Annotated in this window: 9 protein-coding genes; 4 read left to right on the top strand and 5 right to left on the bottom strand. The window is 43.8% G+C overall.

What is annotated here, in order from left to right; genetic code table 11:
• Positions 1-104: 104 nt before the first annotated feature.
• From C6W44_RS04955 to dnaA, 5 genes are all read right to left on the bottom strand, one after another.
• On the bottom strand, positions 105-713 hold the full coding sequence (locus tag C6W44_RS04955) for a manganese efflux pump MntP family protein (RefSeq protein ID WP_105244459.1): 609 nt from the start codon (positions 711-713) through the stop codon (positions 105-107).
• A 137-nt stretch (positions 714-850) separates the two neighbouring features.
• Positions 851-3,457, bottom strand: a complete 2,607-nt coding sequence (gene gyrB, locus C6W44_RS04950; RefSeq protein ID WP_105244458.1) for a DNA topoisomerase (ATP-hydrolyzing) subunit B — start codon at positions 3,455-3,457, stop codon at positions 851-853.
• A gap of 575 nt (positions 3,458-4,032) precedes the next feature.
• The gene (recF, locus tag C6W44_RS04945) at positions 4,033-5,250 is read right to left on the bottom strand and encodes a DNA replication/repair protein RecF (RefSeq protein WP_105244457.1); all 1,218 of its coding nucleotides are present in this window, start codon (positions 5,248-5,250) and stop codon (positions 4,033-4,035) included.
• A 328-nt stretch (positions 5,251-5,578) separates the two neighbouring features.
• Positions 5,579-6,754 (bottom strand): DNA polymerase III subunit beta, encoded by a 1,176-nt coding sequence (dnaN, locus tag C6W44_RS04940; RefSeq protein WP_075101301.1) that lies wholly within the window; start codon positions 6,752-6,754, stop codon positions 5,579-5,581.
• Positions 6,755-7,206: 452 nt separating this feature from the next.
• Positions 7,207-8,652, bottom strand: a complete 1,446-nt coding sequence (dnaA, locus tag C6W44_RS04935) for a chromosomal replication initiator protein DnaA (RefSeq protein WP_105244456.1) — start codon at positions 8,650-8,652, stop codon at positions 7,207-7,209.
• A gap of 618 nt (positions 8,653-9,270) precedes the next feature.
• Here dnaA and rpmH point away from each other — a divergent pair.
• The 4 genes from rpmH to yidC all read left to right on the top strand — a co-directional run bounded on the left by rpmH (position 9,271) and on the right by yidC (position 12,241).
• Complete coding sequence (rpmH, locus tag C6W44_RS04930; RefSeq protein ID WP_007394757.1) at positions 9,271-9,405, top strand: 50S ribosomal protein L34; 135 nt, start codon at positions 9,271-9,273, stop codon at positions 9,403-9,405.
• 199 nt (positions 9,406-9,604) lie between these two features.
• A complete protein-coding gene (gene rnpA / locus C6W44_RS04925) occupies positions 9,605-9,976 on the top strand; it encodes a ribonuclease P protein component (protein ID WP_105244455.1) in 372 nt (123 codons plus the stop codon).
• 1 nt (position 9,977) lies between these two features.
• A complete protein-coding gene (gene yidD, locus C6W44_RS04920; RefSeq protein WP_105244454.1) occupies positions 9,978-10,343 on the top strand; it encodes a membrane protein insertion efficiency factor YidD in 366 nt (121 codons plus the stop codon).
• A 215-nt stretch (positions 10,344-10,558) separates the two neighbouring features.
• The gene (gene yidC / locus C6W44_RS04915) at positions 10,559-12,241 is read left to right on the top strand and encodes a membrane protein insertase YidC (RefSeq protein WP_105244453.1); all 1,683 of its coding nucleotides are present in this window, start codon (positions 10,559-10,561) and stop codon (positions 12,239-12,241) included.
• Positions 12,242-12,345: the final 104 nt, after the last annotated feature.

Genomic DNA, 12,345 nt, shown 5'->3' with positions numbered 1-12,345 from the left:
TCGTTTCACGTGAAACAAAAAACCACTTTGGCTATCAAAGCGGTTTTTTTAATCCATTTAGATGACTATATAAATTGAATTATAGATTGAATTGAGGACATGTCCTAGCCAACAAACATGACCTTTAAGCCAATGAGGATAAGTACAAGGCCGCCGAGAGCTTCTGCTTTATCTTCAAGATACGTACCTGATTTTTTGCCCAAGTAGATGCCGATAGCGCTAAAAACAGCTGTGACAATCGCAATGATTACACACGCTAGCCACGCATTGAGCGCCAACAGGTTAAGTGTAAAACCAGCGGCCATCGCATCGATACTGGTGGCAATGGCGAGGGTAAACATGGTGCGATGACTGATGTTTTTCTTTCGGCTATCGTTTATAGAAGCCGCTTCATTATTTACTCGCAGCCCCTTATCTACGGTTTCTTCCTCATCTGCCAAAAAGACTTCATAGAGCATCTTGCTACCCAGTCCGATAAGAATAAATCCACCGATCCAAGGCGCAGCAGCAGCCAACCAACCTAAGAGTGCCGCGCCTAATAAATAGCCGATAAGTGGCATCACACCCTGCGCAATACCAAAATATAACGCAGCATAAATAGCCAAACGCAAGGTATAGCGCGGGCTTTGTTGTTGCGATTTAGCGCCCAGTCCAATCGCAACTGCGAACGCATCCATCGCTAGCGCAATAGCGAGTAACAGTACTTCAATCATCTGATGTCCATTGATTAGAATTGCCAGTTTATAAAAAATTACTTATAAAAGTTTCACGTGAAACAAACTTATTATTAAAAAAATACCGCAATGTGTATCAAAGCGGTATTTTCTATATCTTACGCGGTGGCTAATGCCTAAATATCAAGATTAGACACTGTAAGCGCGTTTTCTTCGATAAACACGCGGCGTGGCTCGACATGATCGCCCATCAAGCAGGTAAACATATGATCGGCAGCGATAGCATCTTCGATGGTGACGCGTAGCATACGGCGATTCTCTGGGTCCATCGTCGTGTCCCAAAGCTGATCAGCATTCATCTCACCTAGGCCTTTGTAGCGCTGGATAGCTAGGCCTCGGCGCGCATCGAGCATCATTTGCTGCCATAAGTAATCAAAGTCGCGTATCGGAATATCTTTAGTAGTACCACTACCCGCTTCACGGCGAATAAAGGCGCTATCTTCTAACAGAGTATTCCACTCCGCTGATAAACGCAGCAGCTTGCTATACTCGCTCGAATTTATAAAACTGGCATCGAGCAAGTAATGATGCGCCAGCTGATGCACATACACCGTGATACGCGGTAGCCACTGGGCCTTGGTCGATAAGGCATCGCTATCAGCCGCCTCACTCTCATCAGCAGTCAATGCGGGGGTCATACCCAGCAGATCAGCGGCAGCAGCGTCCATATTTTCTGGTTGCGACTCATGGATATTGACCAGCTCAATCTCAGGGCTTAGCTCATCACCGAATTGATTCAGCTGAGTTTGTAGCTGCGCCTGCCACTCCTGCATGGCTGACTTATCATACGTCATATCCGTATTTAGCTTGGGCGTGTGCGTCAAAGCATCCAAAATCACAGCAGGGAAACGAATTTGCAAACGAGCTTTGATTAGCTGCGTTTGGTTATAGTCGTTAAGCAGTGTCTCAAGCGCTTGACCAGTAATCGCTGGCGCATCTTCAGAGACGTGCAGCTTAGTATTATCAATCGTTGAGGACAATAGATAAGCTTTTAGTGCTTCATCGTCTTTTAGATACAGCTCTTGACGACCTTTTTTCACTTTATACAATGGCGGCTGTGCGATATAAATATAACCACGCTCAATCAGCTCCGGCGTTTGACGGAAGAAAAAGGTCAGCAGTAGCGTACGAATATGTGACCCATCAACGTCAGCATCAGTCATAATGATGATTTTATGATAGCGAACTTTATCCGGATCATATTCATCAGGTCCGATACCACAGCCAAGTGCGGTGATTAAGTTACCGACCTCAGCTGACGATAGCATCTTGTCAAAACGTGCGCGCTCGACGTTCAAGATTTTACCTTTAAGCGGCAAGATAGCCTGAGTTTTACGGCTACGACCTTGCTTTGCCGATCCGCCCGCAGAGTCACCCTCCACGATGTATAGCTCTGATAGTGATGGATCTTTTTCTTGGCAATCTGCCAACTTACCAGGCAGACCAGCGATATCTAACGTAGTCTTGCGGCGCGTCATCTCACGTGCCTTGCGGGCAGCATCACGAGCTCTAGCGGCATCGATAATCTTATTGGCAATCGCTTTAGCCGCACTTGGGTTTTCAAGTAAATAATCATTAAACTTATCATGCATCGCCGATTCGACTGCTGACTTGACTTCGCTTGATACCAGCTTGTCTTTGGTCTGGCTAGAGAATTTTGGATCAGGAACCTTCACTGAGACAATTGCACTTAACCCTTCTCGTGCATCATCACCGCTGACGGCGACTTTTTCTTTCTTGAACAGATTTTCGCGGTCCATATAACTGTTTAGACCACGCGTGAGCGCTGAGCGAAACCCTGATAAGTGCGTACCGCCATCACGCTGCGGGATGTTATTGGTAAAACAAAGCACCTTTTCGTTATAGGTATCTGTCCATTGCAGCGCCACTTCTACCGCGATACCGTCGTCTTGCTCACTGGTAAAATGAAAGACCTCATTGATGCCTTCTTTACCTGCGTTAATATAGCTGACAAACTCTGACAGGCCGCCTTTGTGCTCAAACTCATGACGCTTGTCGATACGCTCATCAGTCAAGACGATACGCACCCCTGAGTTAAGAAAAGACAGCTCACGTAAGCGTTTGGCTAAGATGTCGTATTCAAAGATGGTGCCAGTAAACACCTCATCGCTAGGATAAAAACGAATCTGTGTGCCAGTCTTATCGGTCGCTTCTAGTTGCTCGATATCGGCATCAGGCACACCATCGGTATAAGTCTGATGGTAATGATAGCCTTCACGCCAGATATTCATCTCAAGCTTTTTTGATAAAGCATTGACGACTGAAACGCCGACACCATGCAAGCCGCCCGAGACTTTATAGCTGTTGTCATCGAACTTACCACCAGCGTGTAGTACCGTCATGATCACCTGAGCGGCCGACACGCCTTCTTCTGGGTGGATGTCGACAGGCACGCCGCGCCCATTGTCCATGATACTAACCGACTCATCTTCATGAATGATAATATCAATCTGATCACAGTGACCGGCGAGCGCCTCATCGATAGAGTTATCCACCACCTCAAAGACCATATGGTGCAAGCCTGTGCCATCATCGGTATCACCAATATACATGCCAGGACGTACGCGCACCGCCTCTAGGCCGCGAAGTACACGAATATCTTTGGAGCTATAGTCTGAAGGCACTCCTTCCGCTGTAGCAGTCGTTGAGGCAACGCTGCCGACTGTCAGTTGCTCGTGGTCGTTAGGTAATGAATCACTCATGTACATTCCTTAATCTAGCCATCATCAGCCGTTTGCCATTGACCCATCACTACGATGAAGCCGCATGACATCATGTCAAATCCAATCTGGAGAGTTAACACCAGTAGCGCTATGTCGTGAGCCAAAGTACGAGTCGTCAGTACCTTATAAAAGCTTTCTTACTTTAAGCCAAGCTTAAAACCCATGTTTTATTTTCTTGCTATTAACCTCTGCTCTTCTATGTCTTATCAAAGCTAAAGAAGTAAATAAAACATGTTTATTATCATAAACTTAAAGACAGTTAAAAACTTAAAAATCACTGTATGACGCTACAAAACAACTTGCTGAGAACAGGACAAAAATAAAGCCTTATTTTAGCATTTTTTTGCCTCTAAGTCACTGTTTACTGGTCGTTTTATTGCTTTGGACAGTCATACTAGGGTGGATGGTATTTTAATAAATACCTATGGTGTGTCCTCATTTCAAAATGATCATAAAAATGAGATAAAGTGCCGTTGAGTATGAGAATCAAATCAGAAAATAACGCAGATGATATAGTTAAGCTCATTTCGGCTGTTTGACAAGATTTAGCGCTATTAGAGAGGCAAAACCTGCCCTTGTTTCACATGAAACATCATAGGGTTTGACCACAAATCATTGACCATAGGCGCGATATCAGCGGTCAGGCTGCTCATAAACACCTGACAAGGCAGTTTGGCTAACGTGGATAATAATATCTCTATCGCTCTCTCATCTAGCTCGGCGGTGATATCATCAAGTAGTACTACTGGTGTGGCGGTGAGCACTCGTTCGTTTTCATTGGTACTTGCTTGTGTCGTGGCATCCGTCTGCAACAATAAAGGCAATTGTGATAAACGTAGCGCGGTGATGAGTAGCTTTTTTTCGCCGCGAGACAAGACGTTTGCCGCCTGCTCTTTTAGCATCGGTAAGGGGTCAGCAATTACCTGCTTGCTGCCCGAGCCAGCAGGTGGCATGGTATCGTTGGTTGCTACGGTGTCATTAGAGCGCCAATGGACATGGATATCAGCGCGATGATTGCCGATACGAGTATAGCCCAACTGCAAGTCTTGCTCTAAGCGCTCACCAAGTTGCACCTCTAACGCCACATCAGTATCGTAACCTGCATGGTAGCTTAGACTCAGCTGCTCGGCGTAACTCGGCAACAGCTGAGCGATGCTGTCGGCAAAGTAAGGTTGCCACTTTGTAAACACGTGCTGACGATAATGGTGAATAAGCGCGGCATGATTTCCAAGCCCTTTATCCCAAGACCTCAACTCAGCAAGCTGTACGTGCGTTAAATGCTTACTTTTTTTTAATAAACTATTGCGCTGTCTTAGCAGACGCTGATAGGCCAGCCACTGCGGGTGGAATCCTTGTTTCATGTGAAACACTAGCCAATCTAACAACTGGCGACGACTGGCGCTGCCCTGCTCTAGCATGTCCATACTAGAAGGATCAATCAATAGTGTCGGTAGTTGCTCAGTCAAGATGCTTTGATTATAGACGGTGCTTTGATTGAGCCGCAGCAGCGTTGTGGCATCGGATTGTTTTTGGATCGCTAACGTATTGCCATCGCTCAAGCGTGCATGAACGGTGGCAGTGTGTTGATGATGCTGAATGTAACGTTTAGGCTGATGATGGCGAAAGCTTTTGCCTCTGGACAACAAAAATATGGCTTCAAGCAACGAGGTTTTGCCGCTGCCATTGGCACCAATCATCACATTACAGGCGGCAGTGTGCATATTGACCTGCGTAAGATTACGCAAATTTGAGATTTGTAGACGTTCAATCATGATAGCGACAGCCGCCTATTAAAAACGCTTAATTTAGCAGATAAACGTTTGGTAAAGAAGGGTTTGAGAATTAATTTGAGTCGAAAACTTAGAGTTTACTAAGGCCTGTTTTTGATCTAAATTGGCAAAAACAGCCTTAGTAATACCGTTAAAACCACGTACACGTTGTTTTTATAGTTAGCTGAATGTAAAACTGTTATGGATTTAAACGCGCTACTGGTATAAATTTTACTTGCGTGCTGCGTTCCCAGAGGCTGCGCAAAATTCATCCCAGTAGCGCTATGACATTTTTATAGTGTATGACTATAGTAGGAATAAACTGCGAACACTAAATACGCATTGGCATAATCACATACTGATGAAACTCATCACCTAGCTGATTGACCAACACCGAGGCATTGGATTGACTCATATGCATTTGTACATCACCTTGGATGACGCCCAATACGTCTTGTAGATACGCGGCATTAAACGACAGCTCCATCGGCTCACCTTGATATTTCGCCTGAATCACCTCGACCGCTTCGTCTTGCTCAGCGTTGTTGGCGCGTACTTCGACCATACCGTCGGTGGCAAAATTAAAGACCACACCGCGAGATTTTTCATTACTCAAAATTGCCACACGGCGCAGTACTTCTGTCATCTTTTCTTGATTAAACAGCGCCAACTTATCCGTATTGCTCGGCATGACTCGGCGGTAATCAGGAAATTTCCCATCGATCAGGCGCGCGGTAAAAGTCACTACCAAATCATCACTGACCTGCCCTGCACTATCCACCTCACCAAATGGCAAGCTGACTTGCAAAAACTCACGGCCAAAGCTTAGGGTTACAGGATTGTCTTTATCACCTAGCATTTTACCCAGCTCAGAGGCCAAGCGCTCAAGCTCAATGACCGCTTTACGCGGCAAAATAGCTTGCATATTTAGGTCGCTGCTGACATCGATCACACTACGCGCCAATGCCAATCTGTGCCCATCGGTGGCCACCGTGGTCAGCTGCTGCTGAGAGACATCGAACAACATACCAGTCAAATAGTAACGTACATCTTGGATAGCCATCGCAAACTGAGTCTTGTGAATCAGATCCGTCAGACGACTACGACTGATGATAAGCGGCGTGATGTTCTCTGGATTGCCTAGGCTTGGATAGTCTTCACTTGGCAAGGTGCCCAAAGTGAAGCGGCTTTTGCCGCTGGTCAGCAAACAGCGTTCGTTTTCTTGCGTGGTCAAATTGATCTGAGCTTGAGCTGGCAGCGATTTACAAATATCTTTTAACTTAGTGGCAGGTAACGTGGTCGTCCCTGCGGCAACACAAGCACCGGCAGGCAATTTTAATGTCGATGTCAGCTCGACCTCTAGGTCAGACGCCGTCAAGATCAGCTGCGACTCAGATAGCTGCAACTTAATATTGCCTAAAATGACCATATTATGGCGCTTATCAGCAGCTTTGGCGATCAAATTAATAGCTTTTAGTAACGACTCTCGATTAATCGATAATTGCATGCTTAGTTACTCTTATTTAAAGGATTCTTTTTTTACAAAAATAAACTACAGTCAGTTCGAAATAAAATCGATACGCTCATCTGAACGTGCAACTGGTACAAAATTTCCTTGCTTGCTGTGTCTACGATGACAGATGCTGGGCAAAACTCATACCATCTGCACTGTATCGCTTTTACAGTGAATCAACTATACAAATAGTGGCTTAATCATACCCTGTCTACTGACGATAATCTATAAAGCATACGCCTGCCTAGACATTGATAGAATTAAACTACTTTAAAATAGGTGCTGTCCTACTGGTATTTATTTTTCTTGCGCGCTATGCCTGTGCCGACAGAGGCTGGACAAAATTCATACCAGTAGCCTATGACATAAAATATGCCAATGTTATGTCGGATTGACTACAGTATAAACCATATCATGGCGCTAAAACATAGTAAGACTGAGAGCTGCTAACCTGCTTGTAACATAAGGGCTAGCGTCTTGTAATCCTTATCAAACGCTGGGTCTGCTGCACGCAGCTCATTGACCTTATCACAAGCGTGCATCACTGTCGTATGGTCACGGCCGCCAAACGACTGACCAATCTCTGGAAAACTATCGCCCGTCAGCTCACGTGACAAAGCCATGGCTATTTGCCTCGGTCTTGCGATACTGCGGGTACGCTTGCGCCCCATGATGTCTTTTACTGTCACATCATAATATTCAGCGACGATTTTGCGGATGTTATCCATATTGACTGCTTGTACACGCATGGCAACGATATCTTTTAGGGCATATTGCACCATCTCTAGTGTGATTTGCGCACCAGTTAAGTTGGCATTGGCAAATACTTGGTTTAGGGCGCCCTCTAAACGCCTAACATTAGAGACGACGTTTTGCGCGATAAAAAGCGCACATTCTTTAGGCAACGTCATCCCATAAGAAGCCGCTTTTTTCTGCAAAATCTGTACACGTGTATCAATCTCAGGCGGATCAACAGCCACCGTCAGCCCCCAAGAAAAGCGCGACCTAAAGCGCTCATCAAACTCTGTCATCTGTGAGGGATGTCTATCAGATGCCAAAATCAGCTGTTTATCACCACTTGTGAAGTCAGCAAATAACGTCAAAAACTCATTACTACTTTTTGTCTTTCCAGCCAATACATGAATATCATCTACAATCAACAAATCTACTTTTTTTATTTTTTTCTTAAAATCTTCTATTTTATTATTTCTTAATGAATAAACTAATTGATTAATAAATTTTTCGGAAGTGAAATAATAAAAACTTTGATTGTTTTTTAAATAGCGATGTGCAACAGAATGCATTAAATGCGTCTTTCCCAAACCAGAAGGCCCGTATATAAATAAAGGATTGTGCCGGTTTTTTGACTGACGTTTTCCAAGCTCATAACAGGCTTTGTAAGCCAAATTGTTAGACTTACCAGTGACAAAGGTCTCAAAGGTGAAGTCAGGATTGAGATAGCTAAGCGATTTTGCATCAACAGAGCCAATTAATTCTGCCTGACGCGTATTGGTATCGATGTCAGCCTTTGCCATATGATGATGCGCGGTCTGAAAATTTTGGTCAGTAAGGGTAGGGGAGGGGATATCCTCTACAAACAGAGAGCCTGACTGCACTTGTGGGTTGTCTTCTACCTGACGACCAGCATTGTCTACACGCACCACCACTTCTTCGATACTGCCTTGGCTGTGCTTAGCTACCAGCTGCTGAATATCTTGTAAATGATTTTTTTTGATATAAGTTACAAAATAATCATTGGGCGCAAGAATAATTAAACTACTGGCCTCTTGATGCGCTGACAGTGGCCGTAACCACATGGTAAATACGTTGTCCTTGACGCTGTAACGCAAGTCATTTAGGCACTTATCCCAAATAGTGGCTGTATCTATCATGAAACCCATTACCTCGTTAATATCAAATCCCTAGCAAACTGACACCAGAGGCAAGCCTTTCGCTACTACCAGCATCGATATTTTTGCTCGCTTTTGATAATCAAATAAAAAGACAGCCACATGCTGTCTCTTGTCCACCAAACAAGGTGATAATCTACCACAAATCGCCTGTGGATAACATCCTCTATTTTGGGGATAAGGCTGTGGATACTTTTGGGGATAAGTAAAAACACTCGGTTATCCATAATCCATACACAAGTTATCCACAACCTTACCCATAGCACAAATAACTGATATAAAAGATAAATAATAAGTTAACCACAGAAAAGACCGTCCCCAATAACAACAATATCTATATATATTAATAATTAATTATTATGGAGTTGGTAGAAAACTGTGGATAACTAAACAATTTTGAGACTCTTAAATATCTGTTTGGATGACAGTTACTACTAGATAAATTATGTTTAAGTGTCTAGATTATTTGAGACATACAGAGGTCTTTACCGGATTCAACGATAATTTCATAAAGCAAATTAGTTTATTGACCAAAATAATAGGGAATGGTATAATCCTTCGCTATTACGAATTTAGTCCCATTATTTTGATAGGTGAGTTATGAAACGTACATTCCAACCAAGCGTGATCAAGCGTAAACGTACTCACGGTTTCCGTGCACGTATGGCAACTAAAAAAGGCCGTCAGGTCTTAGCCCGTCGCCGCGCTAAAGGACGTCATCGCCTTACTGTATAATCAGTAGATAGCGATAAGCATGGCCATATGTGCTTGTTGTGTTTCTATTAATTATAGATTGCGATAGTCAGTCTTCACAACTAACACATCGTCATATATTAAAAGCGCCTATATCGGCGCTTTTTTTGTCTCTATACTTTGCTTTGATATTTACGCTATTATTCTTGCTACCATCGTAAGCTCTAAAACTAGGTTGATTATGCCCCATACTGCTTTAGTGACCCCCAATGCTCGCTTTACCAAAGCGCAGCGCCTGCTCACGCCTACAGCGTTCAAAAAGGTGTTTGATGCGCCAGAGCGTAAACTTCATCAAAGCCATTTGATGGCGTTTGTACGTACTAACACGCATGGAGGTGCACGCGTAGGTATGGCGATCACCAAGCGTAAAGTACCCACGGCCGTGATGCGCAATCTAATCAAACGCCAAATACGTGAGCAGTTTCGTATCAAGTCTTTTAATCTAGAAAACAAAGATATTGTTTTTATAATAAAAAAACCTTTGAAAGGTATAGATAATACAGATTTAAAAAATCAAATAAATAATATTTTAAAAAAAATAGAAAAAAAATAAAATGGTATTTTTACTAAAAATAATAAATAATATTTTTTATAATTTTATTTATTGTTTCATTGCTCTTTATCAAAAGATAATAAGCCCTATTATACCGGCGCGTTGTCGTTATTATCCAACGTGCTCTAACTATGGCAAGCAGGCGTTGGCATGGCATGGGGGGTGGTCGGGTAGCTGGCTGCTATTAAAGCGCCTAAGTCGCTGTCATCCTCTAGGCGGACATGGCATTGATTTTGTGCCGTTACCATTGTCTAGTTATCATTATCAATACTTATCCCCTGCTCGGCATACTGCTCAAGGTTTGTATGTATTTAGAGACACCACAAGCTATGTTTCACGTTTAAATCATCTAATGAGCGTGCTCTGAGCAAACCTGCGTTTGGACTGGCTGAGGATAACGCTTTAGTTACCCACAAGTTATCCACACTCTTGTATCATTTAGAGCGGTTTTTTAGTAAAATGATGAACATTTTATGTGATTGACTACTGATATTGCCGCTTCAAACACGGGTGAATACTGTGCGGTGGTCATGATACATGCCTGATTTTTCATTCCCTAATTTTTCAATCTAGGAAAGATTTATGCAAAAGATATTTCGGGTGATGATCATCATTGCGATGCTAATCACCGCTTATCTGCTGATTTTGGCATGGCGAGATGATTATGCCGATGCGCCAGCTGTAGATACGGTGCCAGAAACTATCACCTCAGTGGGTGCTGACATCCCGTCTACCACTGGTGCAGCAGGTGACATTCCAGTACAGACGATGCCTGTAGATGCGAGCGGCGTCACTGACGCGCCAGTGACAGACGCAGGTCTAATCACAGTCACCACAGATCGCTATGATATAAAAATCAATCCAGAAGGCGGCGATATCGTCTATGCTGCGCTCAAACAGTATGATGCAACGCTCGATAGTGATAAGCCTTTTGTGTTATTAGAGAATAATAACAATCGGGTATATGTGGCGCAGTCGGGTCTGATTGGTCAAGATGGTATCGACACCGCAGAAGGTCGCGCGGTTTATAGCCACACTGCCAACAACTATGTGATGGAAGCAGGCCAGCAGACGCTATCGGTACCGCTCACTTACAAAAAAGATGGCGTAACGATCACTAAGACCTTTACCTTTACCCAAGATAAATATCCGATCGATATCAGTTATCAAATTCAAAACGCTTCTAACAATGCGTGGCAAGGGCAAATGTTTGCGCAGCTCAAGCGTGATGACAGCAAAGATCCTGGTATGTCTGATAAAGGCGTGCTCAGCATGGCGACTTATCTAGGCGGTGCTTGGGGTACGCCTGACGACCCTTATAATAAGCTAAAGTTTGGTAAGTTCAACGACGGTGAGCTGACCACTACCAGTGACAAAGGCTGGGTGGGTATCGTGCAGCATTACTTTGTTTCTGCTTGGACGCCTGACAACTTCACGGGTAAGTTCTTTAGCCGCGAGACAGGTAACGACTACTTTATCGGCTTTAATAGCCAGCCTGTCAATGTCGCGCCAAACAAGCAAGTGACGCTCAATGCAACCTTGTACGCAGGACCAAAGGTGCAGTCTGAGCTTAAAGAAGTCGCCGTGGGGCTCAATCAAACTGTCGACTATGGTCTGTTATGGCCAATATCTAAGATTTTATTTGCGATTCTTGATGGCATTCATAAAGTCATTGGCAACTGGGGTTGGTCCATTATTGTTCTGACGATTTTGGTGAAGATAGCTCTTATGTGGTTTTCGAATAAAAGTTACTATTCGATGGCGAAGATGCGTGCTATCGCCCCAAGACTGCAGGCACTAAAAGAAGAGTACGGCGACGATCGCATGAAAATGTCGCAAGAGATGATGGCAATATATAAAGAAGAAAAAGTCAATCCGATGGCGGGTTGTTTGCCTATCTTGCTGCAAATGCCGATTTTCTTAGCCTTGTACTGGGTATTGGTTGAGAGTGTGGAGCTGCGTCACGCGCCTTGGATTTTGTGGATCCAAGATCTCTCGGCGATGGATCCTTGGTTTATCTTACCATTGCTGATGGGTGCATCGATGTTTGTACAGCAGCAGCTAAACCCGCAGCCAGCTGATCCGATGCAAGCGAAGGTAATGAAGTTTTTACCAATTATCTTTACCGCCTTTATGCTGTTCTTCCCAGCAGGTTTGGTGCTTTATTGGACGGTGAACAACTTGTTTAGTATGACGCAGCAATATATCGTCAACAGAAAAGTTGAAGAAGAACAAAAACGTCGTACCGCTAAGGTACTTGATTAAATCACTTCACGTTTTTAGTTTTCATTAAAAACCATCGCAGCGGCGGTGGTTTTTTTATTTGTTAGTATTTTACAATCACTTTGTCATACACCGGTAAACGCAAG

It is taken from the genome of Psychrobacter sp. Marseille-P5312 (assembly GCF_900291405.1).
GTDB lineage: Bacteria > Pseudomonadota > Gammaproteobacteria > Pseudomonadales > Moraxellaceae > Psychrobacter > Psychrobacter celer.
This window is presented reverse-complemented; position numbering and strand designations above follow the sequence as displayed.